The sequence below is a fragment of the Gibbsiella greigii genome (assembly GCF_039540155.1).
Classification (GTDB): domain Bacteria; phylum Pseudomonadota; class Gammaproteobacteria; order Enterobacterales; family Enterobacteriaceae; genus Gibbsiella; species Gibbsiella quercinecans.
In genome coordinates this window covers 1-22,043 of record NZ_BAABEM010000048.1, presented here as the reverse complement: position 1 = coordinate 22,043, position 22,043 = coordinate 1, and the positions used below count along the sequence as shown (strand labels likewise).

24 protein-coding genes are annotated in these 22,043 nt (G+C 57.5%); 7 read left to right on the top strand and 17 right to left on the bottom strand.

Annotation, left to right across the window (positions count from 1 at the left end):
* Positions 1-53 precede the first annotated feature (53 nt).
* The 3 genes from yfcG to AC559G_RS20470 all read left to right on the top strand — a co-directional run bounded on the left by yfcG (position 54) and on the right by AC559G_RS20470 (position 2,143).
* Positions 54-683 (top strand): glutathione S-transferase family protein, encoded by a 630-nt coding sequence (gene yfcG / locus AC559G_RS20480; RefSeq protein ID WP_498914326.1) that lies wholly within the window; start codon positions 54-56, stop codon positions 681-683.
* A 107-nt stretch (positions 684-790) separates the two neighbouring features.
* Positions 791-1,162, top strand: a complete 372-nt coding sequence (folX, locus tag AC559G_RS20475) for a dihydroneopterin triphosphate 2'-epimerase (protein WP_095847959.1) — start codon at positions 791-793, stop codon at positions 1,160-1,162.
* A 78-nt stretch (positions 1,163-1,240) separates the two neighbouring features.
* Positions 1,241-2,143, top strand: coding sequence for an epimerase (locus AC559G_RS20470; RefSeq protein WP_498914324.1), 903 nt, complete (start codon positions 1,241-1,243; stop codon positions 2,141-2,143).
* Positions 2,144-2,185: 42 nt separating this feature from the next.
* Here the strand turns inward: AC559G_RS20470 and hisP are convergent, their stop codons facing one another.
* The 15 genes from hisP to AC559G_RS20395 all read right to left on the bottom strand — a co-directional run bounded on the left by hisP (position 2,186) and on the right by AC559G_RS20395 (position 16,631).
* Positions 2,186-2,959 carry a histidine ABC transporter ATP-binding protein HisP gene (gene hisP / locus AC559G_RS20465; protein WP_438598622.1) on the bottom strand — a complete coding sequence of 258 codons (774 nt, stop codon included), beginning with the start codon at positions 2,957-2,959 and terminating at the stop codon, positions 2,186-2,188.
* A 20-nt stretch (positions 2,960-2,979) separates the two neighbouring features.
* On the bottom strand, positions 2,980-3,687 hold the full coding sequence (locus tag AC559G_RS20460; RefSeq protein WP_498914322.1) for an ABC transporter permease: 708 nt from the start codon (positions 3,685-3,687) through the stop codon (positions 2,980-2,982).
* Positions 3,684-4,370 (bottom strand): histidine ABC transporter permease HisQ, encoded by a 687-nt coding sequence (locus AC559G_RS20455; RefSeq protein ID WP_279022663.1) that lies wholly within the window; start codon positions 4,368-4,370, stop codon positions 3,684-3,686. Before AC559G_RS20455 ends, AC559G_RS20460 begins: the two co-directional genes overlap by 4 nt.
* 128 nt (positions 4,371-4,498) lie before the next feature.
* Entirely contained in the window at positions 4,499-5,278 is a 780-nt protein-coding gene (locus AC559G_RS20450) for a lysine/arginine/ornithine ABC transporter substrate-binding protein (RefSeq protein WP_279022662.1), read from the bottom strand.
* Between the two features lie 373 nt (positions 5,279-5,651).
* Positions 5,652-6,224: a UbiX family flavin prenyltransferase gene (locus AC559G_RS20445; RefSeq protein WP_279022661.1), complete on the bottom strand. Its 573-nt coding sequence runs from the start codon at positions 6,222-6,224 to the stop codon at positions 5,652-5,654.
* 211 nt (positions 6,225-6,435) lie between these two features.
* Positions 6,436-7,953 carry an amidophosphoribosyltransferase gene (gene purF / locus AC559G_RS20440; RefSeq protein ID WP_121553195.1) on the bottom strand — a complete coding sequence of 506 codons (1,518 nt, stop codon included), beginning with the start codon at positions 7,951-7,953 and terminating at the stop codon, positions 6,436-6,438.
* Between the two features lie 21 nt (positions 7,954-7,974).
* On the bottom strand, positions 7,975-8,475 hold the full coding sequence (cvpA, locus tag AC559G_RS20435) for a colicin V production protein (protein ID WP_095847952.1): 501 nt from the start codon (positions 8,473-8,475) through the stop codon (positions 7,975-7,977).
* A gap of 200 nt (positions 8,476-8,675) precedes the next feature.
* Positions 8,676-9,407, bottom strand: a complete 732-nt coding sequence (gene dedD / locus AC559G_RS20430) for a cell division protein DedD (protein WP_462613972.1) — start codon at positions 9,405-9,407, stop codon at positions 8,676-8,678.
* Positions 9,408-10,673 (bottom strand): bifunctional tetrahydrofolate synthase/dihydrofolate synthase, encoded by a 1,266-nt coding sequence (folC, locus tag AC559G_RS20425; RefSeq protein WP_498914318.1) that lies wholly within the window; start codon positions 10,671-10,673, stop codon positions 9,408-9,410.
* Positions 10,674-10,826: 153 nt separating this feature from the next.
* Positions 10,827-11,735, bottom strand: coding sequence for an acetyl-CoA carboxylase carboxyltransferase subunit beta (accD, locus tag AC559G_RS20420; protein WP_498914317.1), 909 nt, complete (start codon positions 11,733-11,735; stop codon positions 10,827-10,829).
* Between the two features lie 229 nt (positions 11,736-11,964).
* Positions 11,965-12,624 carry a DedA family protein gene (locus AC559G_RS20415; RefSeq protein WP_498914315.1) on the bottom strand — a complete coding sequence of 220 codons (660 nt, stop codon included), beginning with the start codon at positions 12,622-12,624 and terminating at the stop codon, positions 11,965-11,967.
* A gap of 59 nt (positions 12,625-12,683) precedes the next feature.
* Complete coding sequence (gene truA, locus AC559G_RS20410) at positions 12,684-13,496, bottom strand: tRNA pseudouridine(38-40) synthase TruA (RefSeq protein ID WP_279022653.1); 813 nt, start codon at positions 13,494-13,496, stop codon at positions 12,684-12,686.
* A complete protein-coding gene (locus AC559G_RS20405) occupies positions 13,496-14,506 on the bottom strand; it encodes an aspartate-semialdehyde dehydrogenase family protein (protein WP_498914314.1) in 1,011 nt (336 codons plus the stop codon). Before AC559G_RS20405 ends, truA begins: the two co-directional genes overlap by 1 nt.
* 154 nt (positions 14,507-14,660) lie before the next feature.
* A complete protein-coding gene (pdxB, locus tag AC559G_RS20400; protein ID WP_498914312.1) occupies positions 14,661-15,782 on the bottom strand; it encodes a 4-phosphoerythronate dehydrogenase PdxB in 1,122 nt (373 codons plus the stop codon).
* Between the two features lie 75 nt (positions 15,783-15,857).
* Positions 15,858-16,631 carry an AraC family transcriptional regulator gene (locus AC559G_RS20395; protein ID WP_498914311.1) on the bottom strand — a complete coding sequence of 258 codons (774 nt, stop codon included), beginning with the start codon at positions 16,629-16,631 and terminating at the stop codon, positions 15,858-15,860.
* 124 nt (positions 16,632-16,755) lie between these two features.
* On the opposite strand from AC559G_RS20395, the gene AC559G_RS20390 reads away from it, so the two are divergent.
* A complete protein-coding gene (locus AC559G_RS20390) occupies positions 16,756-17,664 on the top strand; it encodes a DMT family transporter (protein ID WP_498914309.1) in 909 nt (302 codons plus the stop codon).
* A 170-nt stretch (positions 17,665-17,834) separates the two neighbouring features.
* A complete protein-coding gene (gene flk, locus AC559G_RS20385; protein ID WP_498914308.1) occupies positions 17,835-18,839 on the top strand; it encodes a flagella biosynthesis regulator Flk in 1,005 nt (334 codons plus the stop codon).
* Between the two features lie 12 nt (positions 18,840-18,851).
* Here the strand turns inward: flk and AC559G_RS20380 are convergent, their stop codons facing one another.
* Positions 18,852-19,304: a rhodanese-like domain-containing protein gene (locus AC559G_RS20380; protein ID WP_498914301.1), complete on the bottom strand. Its 453-nt coding sequence runs from the start codon at positions 19,302-19,304 to the stop codon at positions 18,852-18,854.
* Positions 19,305-19,598: 294 nt separating this feature from the next.
* Entirely contained in the window at positions 19,599-20,240 is a 642-nt protein-coding gene (locus AC559G_RS20375; protein WP_498914300.1) for a hypothetical protein, read from the bottom strand.
* Between the two features lie 221 nt (positions 20,241-20,461).
* Here AC559G_RS20375 and apbE point away from each other — a divergent pair, with 221 nt between their 5' ends.
* Together apbE and AC559G_RS20365 are read left to right on the top strand one after the other, a co-directional pair.
* Positions 20,462-21,493: an FAD:protein FMN transferase ApbE gene (apbE, locus tag AC559G_RS20370; RefSeq protein ID WP_498914299.1), complete on the top strand. Its 1,032-nt coding sequence runs from the start codon at positions 20,462-20,464 to the stop codon at positions 21,491-21,493.
* A 233-nt stretch (positions 21,494-21,726) separates the two neighbouring features.
* The coding region (locus AC559G_RS20365) for a contractile injection system protein, VgrG/Pvc8 family (RefSeq protein ID WP_498914297.1) at positions 21,727-22,043 on the top strand (317 nt) is incomplete at its 3' end.

Genomic DNA, 22,043 nt, shown 5'->3' with positions numbered 1-22,043 from the left:
CCAACCGGCCCATGTTTCATCTTATGACGATGTTTTACAAGGAGTATCACTACATGATTGACCTGTATTACGCACCGACGCCCAACGGCCATAAGATAACCCTGTTCCTGGAAGAGGTTGGCTTGCCCTACCGTATTCACCATGTGAATATCAGCGCTGGCGATCAGTTCAAGCCCGAGTTTCTCGCCATCTCGCCCAACAATAAAATCCCGGCGATCGTCGATCTTAGCCCGGTCGACGGCGGCGCGCCGATCAGCCTGTTCGAATCCGGCGAGATCCTGCTCTATCTGGCAGAAAAAACCGGCAAACTGTTGAGCAAAAGCCTGCGCGAACGGGCCGCCACGCTGCAGTGGCTGTTCTGGCAGGTGGCCGGCTTTGGCCCCATGCTTGGGCAAAATCACCACTTCACCCACTATGCGCCGCAGCCGGTTCCCTATGCCATCGAGCGCTACCAGTTGGAAACCAAACGCCTGTACGGCGTGCTGGAAGCAGAGCTGCAAAAGCACCCTTACCTGGGGGGCGACAATTACAGCATCGCGGATATCGCCACCTACCCCTGGGCCGCGGCACATGCCCGCCAACGTATCGATCTGGCGGACTACCCGGCGGTGCGCAACTGGTATGAGCGTATCGGCAACCGCCCGGCGACCCAACGCGCCTATCAGAAGGCTGACCAGGCCTGACGGGGGGATAAGCTGCCGGCGGCGGCTCATCGCCGGCACCTTGCATTATATTTTCCCTACTTTCCGTGTATTCTGGGCGAAGACAACCAGCTCACGGAGAATTAGTGATGTCATTTAACCAACCCGACGCCATTATTCGTATAAAAAATCTACGTTTACGCACATTTGTCGGCATCAAGGAAGAAGAGATCAATAACCGCCAGGATGTTCTGATCAATGTGGCGATCCACTACCCCGCCGATAAAGCCCGCAACAGCGAAGACATTGCCGACGCCCTCAATTACCGCACCATTACCAAAGCCATTATCCGGCATGTGGAAGATAACCGCTTCGCGCTCCTGGAAAAATTAACCCAGGATGTGCTTGATATAGTGAAACAGCACCCGTGGGTGACCTATGCTGAAGTAGAAATAGACAAATTGCTGGCGCTGCGCTACGCCGATTCGGTTTCCATGACCATGAGCTATCGCCGGGGCTAAAAACCCGTTGTTCCGCGGCAAGCCTGGCAGCGCAGCGTTACCCTGCCCTTCGCGGGGCACAGCCAAAGGGAGATCTCCATGCATATCCTGATTACCGGCGCAACAGGGCTGATAGGCAGCACACTGACGCAGCGCCTGCTCACTCAGGGGCATAGCATCACCGTATTGACGCGCAGCGTAAAGCGGGCGCGCAAGCTGTTTGGCGAGCAAGCCGGCTACTGGCCCTCGCTGGCGGAACAGCGCGATCTCGACGGCATTGACGCCGTCATTAACCTGGCTGGCGAACCGATCGCCAACAAACGCTGGAGCAATACCCAGAAGGAACGGCTATGCCAAAGCCGCTGGGCGCTGACCGAGCGGTTGGCAGCCCTGTGCCACGCCAGCCGCCGGCCCCCGCAGGTGCTGATTTCCGGCTCCGCCGTCGGCTATTACGGCGATCAGGGCCAGACGGTCGTCACCGAAGACACCCCGGCGCATGACGAATTCACCCACCAGCTATGCCAACGTTGGGAAGCCTTAGCCTTAAGGGCGCAAAGCAGCGAAACGCGGGTCTGCCTGCTGCGCACCGGCGTGGTGCTGGCCGCCAACGGCGGCGCGCTGGCGAAAATGCTGCCCCCGTTTCGCTTGGGCCTCGGCGGGCCGATAGGCGATGGTAGCCAATACCTGCCTTGGATCCATCTTGACGATATGGTCAACGGCATTCTCTTCCTGCTGGCTGACGCTAACCTGCAGGGGCCATTCAACATGGTGGCGCCCAATCCGGTGCAAAACGAACAGTTTACCGCCCAGCTTGCCAGGGTGGTCAACCGCCCGGCGTTTCTGCGCGTGCCGGCCTTCGCCATGAAGATAATGATGGGTGAAGCGGCAGTCCTGGTGCTCGGCGGGCAGCACGCCATCCCGAAACGCTTGGAACAGGCGGGGTTCAGCTTCCGCTACAGCGAACTGGCGCCGGCGCTGGAGAACGTAATTAACGGCAAATAAGCGCCGCGCCGCACACAGGGTGCGGGCGCGGCTCACGGCGGCTTATTTCAACGCGCCGGAAAGGAACTGCTGCAGGCGGGGGCTTTTCGGGTTGCCAAACAGCTCATCCGGCGGCCCCTGTTCTTCGATAACCCCTTGGTGCAGGAAAATCACATGGCTGGAAACATGGCGCGCAAACTCCATTTCGTGCGTCACCACCACCATGGTTTTCCCCTCTTCGGCCAGTTTCTGCATGATGCGCAGCACCTCGCCCACCAGTTCAGGATCCAGCGCTGAAGTCGGTTCATCAAACAGCAACACCTCTGGCTCCATCGCCAGCGCGCGGGCGATGGATACGCGTTGCTGTTGGCCACCGGAAAGATGCACCGGATATTTGCCGCGCGCACGCTCGTCGATCCCTACTTTGTCCAGATAGCGTATGGCACGCTCGCGCGCCTCCGCCTTGTTCAACCCCAGCACCTGGATCGGCGCTTCCATCACGTTCTCCAACACCGTCATATGGCTCCACAGGTTAAAATGCTGGAAGACCATCGTCAGGCGGGTGCGCAACAACTGCAGCTGTTTTTTATCAAACACCTTAAGCTGCCCGTCTTTATCCCGCACCATGCGAATATCTTCATTATTCAGGCTAATGGAGCCTTCGCTGGGCTTTTCCAGGAAGTTGATGCAACGCAGGAAAGTACTTTTGCCAGAACCGGAGGAGCCGATAATGCTGATCACGTCCCCCGCGTTCGCCGCCAGTGAAACCCCTTTCAATACTTCGTGTTCGCCATAGTGCTTATGCAACTCCGTGACGGCCAATTTTTTATCAGACATAGCGTTGTTCCCGTCATTCATCAATGTTGTTTAATGTGTACCATCCAGCGTTTTTCCGCCTTGCGGAACAGGCTGACAAGCGCATAAGAAATCACCAAATACAGCACCGCCGCAATGCCGAAGGCATAGAACGGTTGGTAAGTGGCCGAGTTGATATCACGCGCGATCTTCAGCAGATCCGGCACGGTGGCGGTAAAGGCCAGTGCGGTGGAGTGCAGCATCAAAATCACTTCATTGCTGTAAGCCGGTAATGCGGTGCGCAGCGCCGAAGGCAGAATGATACAGCGGTACAGTTTGAAGCGTGAAAAACCATAGGCCTCGGCCGCTTCAATTTCGCCATAGGGCACGGCACGGATCGCGCCGGCAAAGATTTCGGTGGTATAGGCGCAAGTGTTAAGCGTCAGCGCCAGAATGGTGCAGTTAAGCCCGCTGCGGAAAAACGCATTGAGGAACTCGCTGCCGCGCACGATCTCCAGGCTGTACATGCCGGAATAAAACACCAGCAGTTGCACATACAGCGGCGTGCCGCGGAACACATAGGTGTAAAACCACACCGGCAGGCGTATCCACGCAATGGAGGAAACCCGCCCCACCGCCATCGGTATCGCCAGCAGGCCGCCGAACACCACGGAAAGAATCAGCAGCCACAAGGTAACGGCCACGCCGGTAAAACGGTAGCCATCACTCCATAGCAGCGACTGCCAGTATTGCTGCAGGATCTCGATCATAGCTCCGCCCTCTTCACTCCCAGCGAATAACGCCGTTCAAGCCACAGCAACACACCGTTGGATACCGTGGTAAAAAACAGATAAACCGCACCGGCCACCAGCGCGTAGAACATCGGCTGATAAGTGCCCTTGCCCGCCAACTGCGTGGCTTTCACCACATCATTCAGGCCGAGAATCGACACCAGCGCCGTCGCTTTCAGGATCACCTGCCAGTTATTGCCGATCCCGGGCAGCGCGTAGCGCATCATCGCCGGGAACATGATACGGCGGAATATTTGGCTGCCACTGAAGCCATAGGCGGTCGCCGCTTCAATCTGCCCGCGTGGTACCGCCAGGTAGGCGCCGCGGAAGGTTTCGGTGAAATAGGCGCCGTAAATAAAGGCCAGGGTAATAATACCGGCGCCGAGGGGATCGATATCAATTTGTGCAACACCGAAAAACTCGGTGATATTGTTCAAAACAATCTGCAGGCCATAGAAGATCAACAGCATCAACACCAGATCCGGCACACCGCGGATCAACGTGGTATAAGCGCCGAACAGCGAGGAAATTATGCGGTTTTGGGACAGTTTTCCGGCCGCGCCGATCAGACCGATCGCCACCGCCAGCAACACGGAACTGATCGCCAGCTCCAGCGTCACCAAAGCGCCTTCATAGATAATTTGGGAATAGCCTTGCAGCATTACTGGGCCCTGTCGTCATTATTCGTGAACTTCCAGAGAGGCACGCCTTCCCTGGCTGCAAGACAGGCTTGCAGTCCGCAGGGGCCGGTATACGGCCCCGTAGTTACCCTTTGATAAGGGCGTATGGATTAACCGCCGTAGACGTCAAAATCGAAGTATTTTTTCGCAATCGTGTCGTAAGTCCCGTCTTTACGCATTTCAGCGAAGGCTTTATCCAGCGCGGTTTTCAGTTCGGTATCACCTTTGCGCAGCCCCATACCGGTGCCGACGCCAAAGAATTTATCGTCTTTCACCGCTTCGCCGGCGAAGGCATAGTTCTTGCCTGGGGGTTGTTTCAGGAAGCCGTCGCTGCCCGCCACTTCATCCTGGAATGCCGCATCGATGCGCCCGGAAGCCAGATCGGCGTAGACCAGATCCTGATTCTGGTAAGGCACAACCGTCACCCCTTTCGGCTGCCACAAGGCATTGGCGTAGGCTTCTTGAGTGGTGCCCTGCAGCACCCCCACGCTCTTGCCCTTGAGTGATTCAATCGTCGGCAGAATGCTTGAGCCTTTCGGTGCGATCAGCCGTGCGTTGGCCGCATACAATTTGTCGGTAAAGTCGATCTCTTGCTGGCGCTTTTCAGTGATGGAAAGCGACGAAATAATGGCGTCGATTTTCTTGGCTTTCAGGGAAGGGATCAATGCATCAAAATCGCTCTCCACAAAAGTGCATTGAGTCTTTATGCGTTTACACAACTCTTTTGCCAGATCGATATCAAAGCCGACCAACTCCCCCTGCGCGTTTTTCGATTCAAATGGCGCATAGGTAGGATCGGTACCAATCTTTAATGGCGATGGAATCGCAGCGAATGCGCTGTGTAACGCACAGGCCATAAGCAGAGGAAGAATCAAAACCCGCTTTTTCATACATTACCCTCAATTGTTTTTGATGCCACCTGGGCATGCTGTCATTATCCGCCAACGTGGGCCGGTAAAGCTGGCGCGTATAACGCGTGACGGTTAACCACAGAATAAAAACCTACCCTATCCATCCGTATTAACTGCAGCAATCATGCCACATTTGCCATTGCCGGCTACAAGATGCGTGTCAAGCGCCATGGGATGCGAATATGGCTACCATCAGCACATAATTCGAACGTTCAGCTCCAGCCGGCGCCCGGCCCGTGACGAATAATTAAACACGTAAACAACAGGGTTAAAATCGATGATCCATTAAAGTGCAGCAAAAGCACCATATTGGTGCAGTGTTGCATAAATGTATCAATATGGGGATTAACGGCTAATGGCTGCCCTGCCAGCGGGCAAACAAATCGTGCGGCAAGGTAATATCGAACTGGTCGATCACCCGGTTGACGGTCTGATCGATGATCGCTTCTACGCTGGTGGGTTGATGATAAAACGCCGGCATCGGCGGCATGATGATCGCCCCCATTTCCGCCGCCTGCGTCATCAGGCGTAGATGCCCCAGATGCAGCGGTGTTTCACGCACGCACAGCACCAAACGGCGGCTTTCTTTCAATACCACATCGGCGGCGCGGGTCAGCAAACCGTCGCTATAGCTGTTGACAATGCCGGATAACGTTTTAATCGAGCAGGGTAAAATCACCATACCGAGCGTTTTGAACGAGCCGGAAGAGATACTGGCGCCGATATCGCGGGTATCGTGCACCACATCAGCCAACGCCTGCACGTCACGCAGGCTGAGCGGCGTTTCCAACGCCAGCGTCTGGCGCGCGGCGTTGCTCATCACCAGGTGGGTTTCCACATCGTCAACCGAACGCAATACCTGCAGCATACGCACGCCGTAGATAGCGCCGCTGGCGCCAGAAATACCGATGATGAGTCGTTTCATTAGCAGGCCTCTGCCTTGGGGATAAATCAGGGCGACTTTGCCGCAATACGGGCGAATAAGCAAGCCGTAACGGCGCGATGCACCATTAGCAAACCGGCCTGCACCATTTTAGCCAGCAGAAAATAGCGCCGTACCGGTGCTGAAAAACACAGGGCGAGGCCCCCCAAGGAGAACCTCGCCCACCATCACCGCCGGCAAACCGCCAGGAGAGTTAACCTTCGTTATGCATTTCCAGGTTTTCGGCTTCTGCCTGGCCGCGCAGCGCCTTGGCGTCGTCGTTACGCAACGACTCCAGGTACTCCAGATAGCCCTGATCGACGTCCTTCGTCACGTAAATGCCGTTGAAGACCGAGCATTCAAACTGGGTGATATCCGGGTTCTCTTCGTTCACCGCGGCAATCAAATCCTCCAGGTTCTGGAAGATCAGCCCGTCGGCGCCGATAAGCTGGCGGATTTCATCCACTTCGCGGCCATGAGCGATCAGTTCATTGGCGCTTGGCATGTCGATACCGTACACGTTAGGGAAACGAATTTCCGGTGCGGCAGAAGCCAGATAAACCCGTTTGGCGCCGGCGTCGCGCGCCATTTCAACGATTTGCTCTGACGTGGTGCCGCGCACGATGGAATCATCCACCAGCAGCACATTCTTGTCGCGGAACTCGGCGCGGTTGGCATTCAGCTTGCGGCGTACGGATTTACGGCGCGCCTGCTGCCCCGGCATGATGAAGGTACGGCCGACGTAGCGGTTTTTTACAAACCCTTGGCGATACGGCTTGTTCAGGATACGGGCGATCTCCAGCGCGATATCGCAAGAGGTTTCCGGGATCGGGATCACCACGTCAATATCCAAATCTTCCCATTCGCGGGCAATTTTCTCGCCCAACTTCTGCCCCATGCGCACGCGGGCGCTGTACACCGAAATCTTGTCCATGAAAGAGTCCGGGCGGGCAAAGTAAACGTATTCGAACAGGCAAGGGTTGGTTTTCGGGTTCTCCGCGCACTGACGGGTGAACAACTGCCCCTTTTCCGTGATGTACACCGCTTCGCCCGGCGCCACATCGCGCAGGAACTCAAAGCCCAGGGTATCCAGTGCCACGCTTTCGGAAGCAACCATATACTCGTTACGGCCGTCTTCCAGCGTGCGTTTGCCAATCACCAGCGGCCGAATGCCGTGCGGATCGCGAAACGCCAGCAAGCCATGGCCGATGATCATCGCCACGCAGGCATAAGCGCCGCGCAGTTGCTGATGCATGGCCGCCACGGCGGTAAAGATGTCGTCGGCGCCCAACGGATAATGCGGGAAACGGTCCAACTCGGTGGCCAGTACGTTCAGTAGAATCTCGGAGTCGGAGGTGGTGTTGACATGGCGGCGCCCGTTTTCAAACAGCGCCTGGCGTAGTTCGTGAGCGTTGGTCAGATTACCGTTATGCGCCAGCGTAATGCCGAACGGCGAGTTGACGTAGAAGGGCTGAGCCTCGGAGGCGCTGGAGCTGCCGGCCGTGGGGTAACGCACATGGCCGATCCCCATATTTCCCTGCAGACGCTGCATATGACGTGCTTCAAACACGTCTTTCACCAGACCGTTTGCCTTACGCAGACGGAACCCGTTATGCGCATCGATAGTGACGATGCCTGCGGCATCCTGACCACGATGCTGAAGCACCGTCAATGCATCATAAATCGACTGGTTAACCGGCATAAAACCGGCGATACCGACAATACCGCACATGTTGTCTTTTCCTCTAAGCCGCTACCGCCCCGGTAAGTGGGCCGGTAAGAAACTCGACGTGCTCTGCAGATAGTCAAAAAACCACCTGATGATATAACTGAACTGCGGGATTAACTGTGACTGTTTCCAGTCTTCACTGTGTGAAAAGTCGGTAAAGGTATCCAGAAAGAACAGGATGGCCGCGACGATAAGCACCCCACGCAGCGCCCCGAAACAGATGCCCAGCACCCGATCGGTTCCTGACAGCCCGGTTTTTTCCACCAACGAGCTAATCACATAGTTAACAATCGCCCCGACGATCAGAGTCGCGATAAACAGGATAGTAATCGCGATACCATTTCGCACCAGTTCATCTTGAAAACGCGTGAAATAGACGGCAAGAGATGGGTAGAAATGGCTGGCAACAAAAAACGCACATCCCCAAGTCACAAGTGACAAAGCTTCGCGGACAAAACCGCGGATCAGGCTGACCAGAGCAGAAAAACCAATCAGCGCAATAATGACGTAATCAATCCAGACCATGAACTATTCCAATAGTGAATCGCCCCTGCGTCCAATCGCGGCGAATTCTAACAGAAAAAGAAAACGTTTGCGTAGGGGATTTTCCCCAGCGCCGCAAATAAAAATCGGCGATGAAATAATTCCCAGCCGCCTCACGGGGATAGGCGATCGCCCTCGCACGGAGCTTGCCGCAGGGGCGGCACAGGGCCGCCCCTTGGCCGTTAGCGCACGCCGTACGGTTTGATCTGCCCACTCAATCCGCTGAGCGAGTTCAACTCCGGCAGCGCCGCCTGCAGTTTTTGCCGCGATGCATCCGGGCCAACGTAAATGCGGGTGATCTGCCCCTGCACCGGCGTTGCCGGCACGGTAAAGGCGCGGTGGCCGGATAACCGCAGCGAAGCGACGATCTCATTCACTTTGGCCGCGTTTTTCAGCGCCCCCAGTTGCACCACGTAAGCCTGCCCCGCCGGCGCTTTTTCTTCGGCCGGTTTGGTTTCTGCCGGTTTAGGCTGCTCCACCGGTTTTGGCGCCGGCTTCACTTCCGGCTTCGGCACTGGCTTAGGTTTCGGTTCAATCGGCTTGGGTTCCACCGGTTTCACTTCGGCCGGCTTCGGTTTCGGCTGCGGCGCCGGTTTGCTTTCGGCCACCGCCGGCGGTGCAACGACAGGCTGCTGCGCCGCCTGATTGGCCGCCTGCTGCATGGCCGCTTCATTCGCCGCCTGCTGTTCCACCAGCGAAGCGGCACCTTCCGGCGGCTGCGCCGGCAAAGGCTGGCTAACCGGCGGCACCACGTCGGATTCTTCTACGTCGCCGGGTTTCGGCACTAATGGGATAGCCGCAAACTCATCCTGATAGTGTTTCTTTTTGCCGTCCAGCAGCCCAGGCAGGATAATCACCCCCAGCGCCACCAGTATCACGGTCCCGACCAGACGGTTCTGAAATTTGCTTGCCACTCACTCTCCCCGTATCTCGTCTAACGCCGCCATCACGTGCGCAACGGTGTGGAACGATCCACAGACGATCACAATATCCTGTTTTGCTGCGTCCTGCATCGCCTGGCGCCAGGCAGTTGCAACATCGGCAAATTGCCGCGGCAGCGATAAATGCTGGGCCAGCAGATCAACACTTGCGCCACGCGGGCCTTCCAACGGCGCACAGTACCACTCATCCACTTCAGGCGCCAGGCAGGCCAAAGTGCCGGCGATGTCTTTATCCGCCAGCATCCCCACAACGGCGCGCACCTTGCCGCCATTACGCGGCAGTTGCGCCAGGCGGCTGGCCAGATAGCCGGCCGCATGCGGATTATGCGCCACATCAAGGATCAACATTGGCTCTTGCTGCACGATCTGGAAACGCCCTGGCAACAGCGCCTGCTGCAGCCCGGTGAAAATCGCACGCTCGTCCACTTCCAGCGCCGCATAGTGCAATGCAGCCAGCGCCGTCGCCGCATTGGCCAGCGGCACGTTCGGCATCGGCAAATCGGTCAACAGCGTGCCGTCGCCCTGCCACTGCCAGCGCTCGCCCTGCTCGCTGAATGACCAGGCTTCGCCGCGGCGGTACAGCTTCGCCCCCAGCGATTGCGCCACCTGGGCAATGCTGGCCGGCATATCCGGCTCGCCGACCACCGCCGGTTTGCCGGCGCGGAAAATCCCGGCTTTCTCGCGGCCGATGCTCTCGCGGTTATCGCCCAGCCAATCGGTGTGATCCAGCGCAATGCTGGTGATCACCGCCACATCGGGATCGACGATATTGGTGGCATCCAGGCGGCCGCCCAGGCCCACTTCCATGATCACAACGTCGAGCCGCGCCTGTTTGAACAACTGCAACGCGGCCAGCGTACCAAACTCGAAATAGGTCAGCGACGTCTCGCCGCGCCCGGCTTCAACCGCCGCGAACGCGCGGCAATGTTCGGCTTCGCTCAGTTCCTGGCCCTGGATCCGCACCCGTTCGGTGTAGCGGATCAGGTGCGGCGAGCTGTACACCCCCACCTTCAAGCCGGCGGCCAACAAAATGGCCTCCAGCGTACGGCAGGTAGTGCCCTTGCCATTGGTGCCTGCAACGGTGAATACGGTCGGGGCGGGAGAAAGAAGATCAAGCTGCGTTGCAACACGCTGAACGCGTGCCAGCCCAAGTTCGATGGCCTGACTGTGCAGACGCTCCAGATAGTAAAGCCACGCGCTGAGTGACGACGTGGCTTGGGGGATTTGGTGGTTTTGCATGCGTCCCATCACTGATTGGGTCATTAATTCATCAGCGCACCACCGTCAACAGCGGCTAAGGGTGGTGCTCTCCGTTGCCAGCCAACGCTAAACCATAACACTGGCAAATTGCACACCGCGCGGCCTAAGCCGGCGCGGTGTTACCGCCTGAATTTAGGCATCCGCCTGGCTGTCCGGCGCAACCACCGGCGCCGTTTCGCCAAAGTTTGGCTGCAGCTGGTTGGTCAGCTTGGAAAGAATGCTGGCCAGCGTCTGGCGCAGCTCGGGGCGGCGCACGATCATATCGATGGCCCCTTTTTCGATCAGGAACTCACTGCGCTGGAAGCCAGGCGGCAGTTTTTCACGCACGGTTTGTTCGATCACGCGCGGCCCGGCAAAGCCAATCAGCGCCTTCGGCTCAGCGATGTTGATATCGCCAAGCATGGCCAGGCTGGCGGAAACGCCGCCCATGGTCGGATCGGTCAACACCGAGATATACGGCAGGCCGCGTTCCTGCAATTTGGCCAGCGCAGCGCTGGTTTTCGCCATCTGCATCAGCGACATCAGCGCTTCCTGCATACGTGCGCCACCGCTGGCGGAGAAGCACACCAGCGGGCAGTTGTCTTCCAGCGCCTGTTCAACCGCACGCACAAAGCGCGCACCAACGACTGAAGACATGGAGCCGCCGATAAAGGCGAATTCAAACGCCGCTGCAACCACCGGCATGCCGTAGAGCGTGCCTTTCATCACCACCAGCGCATCTTTCTCGCCGGTCGCTTTCTGCGCCGCACTCAGGCGGTCTTTATACTTTTTGGAATCCCTGAACTTCAGAACGTCTTTCGGTTCCAGTTCGCTGCCCAACTCAACTTCAGAGCCTTCATCCAGCAACGTGTGCAGGCGTGCGCGCGCAGACAAACGCATATGGTGATCGCACTTCGGGCAAACTTCCAGATTACGCTCCAGCTCGGCGCGGTAAAGTACCTGGCCGCAGCTATCGCATTTGGTCCAAACCCCCTCGGGAATGCTCGCCTTACGGGTTTGTGTAATATTGCTCTTGTTAAGAATTCGTTCAATCCAGCTCATCGATGACCTTTCTGTTTGAACCTGGCAGACGCCAATCTGCTGTTCATGCTTTAGCAATCCCCCTGTGAACGCCCCCAAAGAAAAATGCCTGACAAAACGCGGCAAGCGCGCAACGCAGGCTTCGGGATTGTTCACAGGAACAGACCTGTGAATGTCGCTCATTAAACCATATCGGCCCGGCGCTGTGGATAAAAAACTGGTCGAACCGATAGGTTAAGCGATGTTTTTGTTATTTTTGCTGGCGTGCAGCGGCGCGTTTATGGCGCCAAATTTCTACCACGCCCGGCAGAATCGAAACAATGATAATAGCAACAATCAAGAGTTTCAGGTTTTCTTGCACCACCGGCAAATCGCCAAACAGGTAGCCGGCGTAGGTAAACAGCAGCACCCACAGCAAGGCCCCTGCCACGTTGTACGCGGCGAAATGGCGATAGGACATATGCCCCATACCTGCGACAAATGGTGCAAATGTCCGCACGATCGGCACAAAACGCGCCAGGATAATCGTCTTCCCGCCGTGCTTCTCATAAAACTGATGCGTTTTTTCCAGATAGCTGCGGCGGAAAATCTTCGAGTCCGGGTTGCTGAACAGCTTTTCGCCAAACAGCCGGCCGATGGTGTAATTCACCGCATCGCCGACGATGGCGGCAATCGCCATCAGCAGCACCATGGTGTGCACGTTTAAATCGTTACTGGGCAGTGCCGCCAACGCGCCGGCGACGAACAGCAGAGAGTCCCCCGGCAAAAACGGCGTCACCACCAGGCCGGTTTCACAGAACAGGATCAGGAACAGGATGGCGTACACCCACATGCCGTACTGCGCGACCAGCTCAGCCAGATGCACATCAATATGCAAAATAAAATCAATAAGGAACTTAATAATTTCCATAGATTCTCTCTTATGACCGGGCGAGCCACCCACCCGGCGGATTAATCAGGGAACAAGGCTTAATCATCAGGTAAAAACAGCGGCCCCAGAGTTGGCCGCGGTAATGCAAAATGCGCAGGATAATCCACGGAAACCAAATACAGCCCCCCTGCCCGCGCCGTCGCTGCCGCCAGATTGCGATCCTTCAATGCCAACAGTTCAGCCATCCAGTTTTCATCCTGGTTGCCGCAGCCAATTTCCAGCAGGCTGCCGACAATGTTACGAACCATATGATGCACAAACGCATTCGCCTTGATATCTACCACGATATATTGCCCATGACGCGAAACTTTAACGTGTTTTACGTTTCTCCAGGGGGTGCGTGATTGACACTGCACGGCACGGAACGAGGTGAAGTCATTTTCCCCCAGCAATGCCTGTGCGGCGCGGTGCATACGGTCGGCATCCAGCGGATGATAAAAGTGGGTGACGCCCTGTTGCAGCACGGCCGGGCGGTAACGGTGGTTGAAGATGATATAGCGATAACGCCGCGCCGTGGCGCTAAAGCGCGCGTGGAAATCCGCCGGCACATCGGCCACCCAGCGCACGGCGATGTCCGGCGGCAGATGGGTATTCACCCCCATGGTCCAGGCGGCATCTTTGCGGCGCACGTTGGTTTCAAAGTGCGCCACCTGCCCGGTGGCGTGCACCCCGGCATCGGTGCGGCCGGCGCAAAACACCACAATAGGCTCATCCGCGACTTTGCTCAGGGCCGCTTCCAGACAGCCCTGAATGCTGTCCACTTCCTGTTGGCGCTGCCAGCCGTAATAACGGCTGCCATCATATTCAATACCCAGCGCAATTTTGTACGGTGGGGTTGCTACCTGTGACATCAGTACAACTGCTCCTGCAACAGGCGTTCGGCGGTTTCGATCGCCATCAGCGCGCCGCCAAAGCGCACGTTATCAGCCACGGACCAAAATTGCAGCAGCTCCGGGATGCCGTAGTCATTGCGCAGGCAGCCGATGCTTAACACGGCACTGCCAGAGGCTTCCGTCACCTGAGTGGGGTAATCGTCCTCCTCGCTCAGTTGGATATCCGCCGCCTGTGCATACTCTGCGCGCGCTTCTTCCGCCGCCAGCGGGCGCAGCGCCTCAAGGTGCACCACCTGAGCATGGCCGTAAAACACCGGCGATTGCACGCAGCTCACCGAAATTGGCAGGCCATCGTCCTGCAACACTTTGCGCGCCTGATCGACAATCAGCCGTTCTTCACGCACGCTGCCCTGCTCGTCCGCCAGCAGCGGCAGCAGGTTAAACGCCAACTGTTTGCTGAACATGCCGGCTTCCGCCGGGATGCCGTTGAGCAGACGCGCGCTTTGGCCTGCCAGCGCATCCACCGCGGCCTTGCCGCGTGAAGATACGGACATCAGCGTGGTGACATGCAAACGGGAAAGGCCGGCCTGCTCCACCAGCGGTTTGATGGCGGTCAGTAACTGGCTCACCATACCGTCGGCCACCGCCACGATATTTCGGTTACGGTAATCGGCCAGCGCTTGCGGGTTAACCCCCGGCACCACCAGCGGCACGTCCGGCTCCAGCGCAAACAGGCCGCTGCTGTCGATCACCAGGCAGCCCATGTTGCCCGCATCTTCGGCATAGCGGGCCGAGGCTTCGCTGCCAGCGACGAAAAACGCCAACTGGGCCTGCGACCAGTCAAACTGCGCCGCATCCTGCACCTGCAGGGATTTACCGTCGAAGCGCACCGTTTCACCGGCGCTGCGTTCACTGGCCAAAGGATAGAGTTCACCCACCGGGAACTGGCGTTCCTGCAACAATTCCAGCAACGCTTCCCCTACTGCGCCCGTGGCGCCGAGCAGAGCGATATTCCAGCCGTCAGACATTGGGTTTTCTCCAGAGTATGTCGTTCAAATACAGACGGGCGTTACCGCCCTGGCCTTCCACACCGCCGCGTGGAAGGCGTTGGCGATACAACGCCCGCAGAGTAAAAATGTTATCGCGGGTTGCCGATGGCCCCCCACGCCGCGCTACGGCAACTTATTGCACGGTGAAGCCCAGTTGGCGCAACAGTTCGGCGCTGGCGCTGTCATCACAGCGTACGCGCAGCGATGACCATTCACGGCGCTCCTGATACTGCTTGCGCAAGCGATCAAACTCACCAGGCTGACCGGCCACTTTACGCAGCGGCGCATCATCGCGGCGCACATCATACACCAAGTGCATCAATCGTTTTAACTTCGCGTCATCCAGCGGCCCGTGCAGGCGGATTTCGCTGAACGCCGGCACCGGCAGCAGCGCCGCCAGCTCAACCTGCTGCGGCCGATCAAGATACTGGCTAAAGGCTTCAAACACCTGCGTGGTGCCGCGCGCTTTGCCTTCCAACGAATAGCCGGCGATGTGCGCGGTACCGATATCCACCCGCGCCAACAGCGGCAGAGAAAGCGCCGGCTCCGGCTCCCAGACGTCCAGCACCGTGCTCAATTTCTTGCCCTGCTCCAGCGCCTGCAACAGCGCCGCATTGTCGACCACCGGGCCGCGGCAGGCATTAATCAAGATCCGGTTATCCGGCAACGCCGCCAGCAGCTCGGCATCAGCCAGGTGCAGGGTGTTATACGGGCCAGATTTATTCAGCGGCGTGTGGAAGGTCAACACATCGGCTTCCGCCACCAGTTTTTCCAGCGGCCAGAACGCCCCGGCGTCGCCACGCGCGGCGCGCGGCGGATCGCACAGCAGCGTGCGCACGCCCAGCGCCTTCAGGCGCGCATCCAGCCGTGAGCCCACGTTGCCGACCCCGACGATGCCGACCGTTTTATCACGCAGTTGAAAACCGTCGCGCTCGGCCAGCAACATCAGCGCAGAAAACACATATTCAACCACCGCAATGGCGTTGCAGCCCGGCGCGGCGGAAAAGGCGATGCCAGCCTGTTTCAACCAGGCGTCGTCAACGTGATCGGTGCCGGCGGTGGCGCTGCCGACAAAGCCGATGCGGGTGCCGGCCAACAGTTCTTCATTAACTTTGGTCACCGAACGCACCATCAGGGCGTCGGCATCAGCCAGCGCATCACGTGGGATCGGGCGCCCGGGCACCGCCCGCACTTTCCCCAAACGGCTGAACAGCTCAGCCGCATACGGCATATTTTCATCAACCAGGATTTTCACTTCGCTCTCCGGCGGGTTAAAACAGTGTTTGTCTGGCAATAGTTTGCCACTGAATGGCGCGGAAACCCAATGTTGTTATGCCCGGCGGAAACGCTCCGGCGTGGTGCCGGCGATCTGCTGGAACATCACGATAAACGCCGACGCCGAGCTATACCCCACCTCCAGGGCAACCTCCTGCACGGTTTTGCCCTGCTCAAGTAATGAACTGGCATACAGAAAACGCAGCCGCTGGCGCCATTCGCTAAACGACATGCCCAGTTCCTGCTGGCAGCGGCGCGAAAGCGTGCGCTCGGTGGTATACACCCGCGCCGCCCACTGCGCCAGCGGCGTATTGTCCGCCGGGCAGCGTTCCAGCGCCTGCAGCACCGGCGCCAAAAACTTGTCCCGCGAAGCAGGCAGATAAGCCTGTTGCTGCGGCGAACGGTGCAGTTGATCGATCAGCACCCGGCAAAGGCGCAAATCTTCCCGGCTTTGCGGCACATATTGCCGGCGGGCGTAAAAATCTTCGGCGATAGCGCGAAAGATCGGCGTCACGTTAACCAGGCACGGTTCGGCCGGCATCCCGGCGCACAGCGGCTGCATGATATCCACCATCCTGCACTGCGCCTGCCTGCGGTTGTAGCAAGAGTGCTCCAGCCCCGCCGGCGCCCACACCACAAATTCCGGCGGCGCCAAAAAGCGCTGGCCGCCGATGTTCAGCGCCATCACCCCGGCTTTTACCCACATCAGTTGCCCCCAGCTATGGCTGTGCGGCTGAAATTCTGTGTGCGCGTTGAAATCTTCGCAGCGAAACTGCACTGGGCGCGGAGCAAGAATATGCTCGGCGGGAAAGTAACGGATCTCGGCCATCGTGTTAGCCCGTAGGTTGTCTTGTTTACGCCGCAATTTGTCTGGTTATCGTTATATATAATAAACCAGACACGCGTAAACTACCCGCTACGTTATCCGCAGTAAAACTCGAAGATACAAGATTATGAACGCACTTTTTCCGTTGCTGGCGGTGTTCATCTGGTCTGTCAACGCCATCGTCAGTAAGCTTTCCGCAACCGCGATCGATCCGGCCGCCATCTCGTTCTACCGCTGGCTGCTGGCGCTAATTGCCCTGACGCCAATGGTGCTGCCGGGGCTGCTGCGCAATTGGCGCGCCGCGCGCGCCAACGGCTGGAAACTGTTGATTCTTGGCCTGCTCGGCATGGTGCTGTACCAAAGCCTGGCCTACTATGCCGCGCACAGCGTCAGCGCGCTTTTTATGGGGATTATCGTCTCTCTGATCCCGCTGTTGACCATCCTGATCAGCATCTGGTTGCTGAACGTGGCGCCCACCCTTGGCGTGATGATTGGCAGCGTGCTATCGCTGGGCGGCCTGGTGTGGCTGGTGAGCGGCGGCCAACCGGGATTACTGCTGGAACACGGCATCGACAAAGGCGAACTGATGATGTTCGCCGCCGCCGCATCATACGCGCTGTATGGGGTGCTGACCAAACGCTGGGCGATCCCGATGCCGAACTGGCAGGCGCTGTATGTGCAGATCCTGTTCGGGGTGGTGCTGTTGCTGCCCAACTTCCTGCTGGCGCCGGATATCGGGCTCACCCGTGAGAACATCCCGTTGGTGCTGTTTGCCGGCATCCCGGCTTCAATCGCCGCGCCCTATCTGTGGATCCAGGGCGTGATGCGCATGGGCGCCAATACCGCGTCGATCTTTATGAACCTGGCGCCGGTGTTTACCGCGGTGATCGCCGTGGCGTTCCTGCATGAGCAATTGCACAGCTACCACCTGATCGGCGGCGGCGCCACTCTGCTGGGGGTAATACTTTCCCAACGCCTGCGTACCCCGCTCGGCCGTAAAAAGCCGGCGGAACAGGCGAAAACCTGTAAAGACTGACCGCCCGCCGCCGCGCTGGCTGAAATATAGGCAGGCGGGCGGCGCATCCGTCTTCAGCGAAAGAAATCTCGCCGAAACAGTATTGATAACCGTTATTTGCAGGTATCATTAAAGTACCTGCGCGATGCGGCGGGGATGACTTTTTTTCTACACTGGGAAGGACTGGTAATATGCAACCTTTGAGCGGGCCCGACACCACTAACGCCCCCGACAGTCCTTCTGCTCCGGGTAGCCAAAACGCCGGTGATCAACCGCTCTCTACGGCACAGCGCACAACGCTGGAAAAACTGATCGTCAAAATCATGGCGCTCAGCCCGGTGAAATCCGCAGAAATCTGGGCCGCGCTGCGCCACGATCTGGGGCTAGACAACGGCAGCGAACTGCTGGCCCGCCATTTCCAGCCGGCGGAACAGCGCCTGCAAAGCCGCCTGGCGCAGGCGCAGCAAAATCATGCCAGCCGCCAACTGCTGCAACAGCTGACCGAACTGTTGCCCCAGGGCAACAACCGCGTGGCCGTCAGCGACTATATTCGCCAGCAATTTAACTGCACGGTGCTCAGCCAGCTCAACGATGCGCAGTTGCAACAGGTGTTGGATCTGTTGCAAAGCGGTTCGCTGGCGATCCCCACGCCGCAGCAGGCGACCGTCACCGATCGCCCCTTGCTGCCGGCGGAACACCAGAGCCTGGCGCCGTTAGTGACGCGTCTGAGCGCAACCACCGGCGAACCGCCGGCAAAAATCAGGCAAGCGATCTTCCATCTGGTCGGCATCAAAAGCAACGAACCGTTACCGGCGCGCCACTTCCAGTTGCTCAGCCAATACCTGCAGGTGAAAACCACGCTCAGCCAGCAAAGCGCGCCGACGCTGAACGGCCTGCTGGCGGCGCTTAAACAGCCGGCAGACAGGCAGGAGCGGCAGTTGCTCAGCGATTATTGCCTGTCGCGCTTTAACCGCCGCGCCAACGCGGCGTTAACCCAGGATCAGCTCAACGACGCCATTGGCCTGCTGTTTTCGCAGCGCCTGGAAAAGGCTGGAACGGCGGCGCTGATCCGCAGTGAAGATATCGCAACCCCGCCGCCGTCACCTGGCTGGTGGCAGGCTATCGCACGCAAACCGCTGGTGCCCACGATCGTTGCGCTGGCGATCATCATCGGTGCGCTGATGCTGCTGTTCTAGGCAGCGCCAGCCTTACCCACAGCCGCAATCACCGGCCGGCCGTGCGCCCCATTCACCCGCTAGCTCCCCCGTGGCCAACGGGTGGCCGTCGCGCAGCCAAAAATCCAGCCCGCCGATCAGCTCCTTCACTTTGAGGCCGTACATCGCCAACTTATAAGCGCCTTTGGTGGAGCCGTTGCAACCTATGCCATCGCAATACGTGACGTATACCTTGCTGGGATCCAACTGCGCCAGGCGGGCTTCGTTCATCTGCCGGTGAGGCAAACTCAGCGCGCCGGGAATATGCCCGGCCCGATAATTTTCCGGCGAACGGGTGTCGATCACTACAATCTCTGTCACACCGTTGCGCAGATCTTCAGCCACGTCCCAGGCATCAGCGTAGTAACTCAATTTGGCCTGCAAATAGGCCAGATGTTGTGCCGGATCGGCGGGCGGAAAAACTAAAATAGATGAAACGATAGCCATGGCTGACAGCTCCTGTGTTGTTTAAAGGCAGACCACAGATGATAGCCCTACTCATCATGAAGAGAGGGAAAGCTAAGGTTATACCGAGCTTTGTTGCTGATGAATCTTTATTTTCCTTTCCGTTTTCCTTTATCGGGAATCAACCAGAAAATAAAACAACCGATGAAAAATACTAGGGCAGGTATAATATATTGCATGGAACCCTCGTTAAGCACGATAGCGCCAATCACGCAGAACGCGGTGATACCCATGACTATCCCACCCAGGGCATCAAAAAAAACGCGCAAAACCCTATCACATATTGTTGATTTCATTGATAACGCTCTCCAATTGCGCGGGATTGCTTCTGGCTAACTTACTGATGGATAAGAAGTTTTCAAGAGGTTTTTCAAATAAAAAATAGAGCATGTCGAAATTTTGCACCCAAAGCTTTTGATACAGTCCTGGATTTTCATGGCGTAAACGGCGAGAGGCTTGAGCAGCTCGCGAAATTAACCCTTGGGTGAGTACAACACCGATAGAAAATGATGTCCCTATACGGATAGCCAACCTGCTAATGGCAGCGGCAGCTATCCCATCAACTAACCTTGCGCCGATGATACCACCAATGGCTAATTGTGTTATCTGCCGGGAACCAACAGCAGTCGCTTTACGAGCTATTGCATCATGTATTTTCTGGACAGCGCTATCTGGAAGGTGGCTTAGGGCATCATTAATGATGATTTCTGTTATCTGGATAATGACCGTCCGATTAGCACAAATCCTTTTCAGCCCTTGGTATAAACGGCTATCGTCATCAAAATTACGGCTCTGGTACATCTGCCCGCCGTCGCTTAAACTAAGGTCTTCCAAAGTGCGCTCAATACCGTAATAAAAATCGACGGGGATTGATACTACACCGTCTATAACCCCTTTACCTATACTTGCTATGTTCATCAGCCGCTTCCCATATCGTTTTTTTCCAATGATAACCTTATGAATAATCTGGGGGAAGCTCAGACAAGCTCGCAATAATACGATTAGGAATACTGCCTGATAAACGCCGGCCTGTTGCCGCTGGCGATGCGCCCCGGGCAGCGATTTTTTACTTTCAGCCTTTTCATTTGCCGCGCTTTGCTCTATTTGTAACGCCCTTATCTGTTTTTAAGGGATGCACTATGGCTCACATCTATGCCAGGGTTTTGCTGCTGGGCGCCACGCTGGCCTTGCTCAGCGCCTGCGACAGCGCGCAAACCCGCCCACAGGTCACCATTGAAGGTAAAACCATGGGCACTTTCTACAGCGTTAAAATCAGCGGCGAACTGGCGGAAAGCCAGCAGCAGCTCCGGCAAGAGATCGACGCGCTGCTGGAACAGGCCAACGACGATATATCCACCTATCGGCCCGGCTCCGTACTTTCCAGGTTCAACCACAGCCCAAGCACGGCGCCGCAGCCGATTCCGCGCGGCATGGCCGATATTATCCTGATGGCCCAGCGCATCGGCCGCGACACGCACGGCGCGATGGACATTACCGTCGGCCCATTGGTTAACCTGTGGGGCTTCGGGCCGGACAAACACCCGTGGAAAACCCCGGATCAACAGCAAATTGAAGCGGCGAAAAGCCTTGTGGGTTTGCAGCACCTGCAATTGATCGGCAACAGCCAGGGCGAGTGGCTGCAAAAAGATCTGCCGGCGCTGTATGTTGACCTTTCCACTCTGGGAGAAGGCTACGGTGTGGATCAACTGGTGCAGTTGATGGCGCGCAAGGGCATCACCAACTACCTGGTTTCCGTGGGCGGCGCGGTTTCTTCACGTGGGGTGAACGGCCAGGGCAAACCCTGGCGGGTGGCGATCCAAAAACCCACCGACCAGGAAAACGCGGTGCAGGCGCTGGTGGATCTGCAAGGTTATGGCATCAGCACTTCCGGCAGCTACCGCAACTATTTCGAGGAAAACGGCAAACGCTATTCCCACGTGATCGATCCCAGCACCGGCCGGCCGATCGAGCATAAGCTGGTTTCCGCCACGGTGATCGCACCCACCGCGCTGGAAGCCGACGGCTGGGACACCGGGCTGATGGTGCTCGGCCCGGAAAAGGCGCTGCAACTGGCGCAGCAAAAAGGACTGGCGGTGTATCTGATCACCAAGACCGATAGCGGCTTCAGCGCGGTGATGACCCCGCAGTTCAAAGCCTTTCTGGTGCCGTAACGCCTTATGAATAGCGGTTGGCTGCAAAACGATCACGGACAGCACTGATATCGCTGAAGAGAAAACTACGGCTTTTGGTTAGTGATACCAGTGTTTTTTCTCAAGAAAAAGTGTGGCACTCTTAAAAGAAATTAAACAATACAAAAATATCTCGGCCTATCGGTTAGTTTTTAGGCGTTGCTATAACATGCCCTAACCGCCCAGCGCCGGGCGTTGTTACAGAGGATGTCCGCATGCTGGACCGTATTTCCGCCTATACCCCGCTGGGCACCGGGCAACTGCTGTTCCATTCCCTGGACGGCACCGAAGCCCTTTCCGAACCTTTTGATTTCAACGTGGCTTTGTTGAGCACCAACCCGCGCCTGGATCGCAAGGCCCTGCTCGGCCAGCCGCTGACCCTGGTTATCCCTACCCAGGGTTTTCTCGCCGAGCCGCGTTTCCTTAACGGCAAAATCACCGCCGTCGCCGTTTCCAGCGAAGAGATCGGCGGCACTCGCTATGCGGTCTATACCCTGCGCGTGCAGCCCGATCTGTGGCCGATGACCCAGGA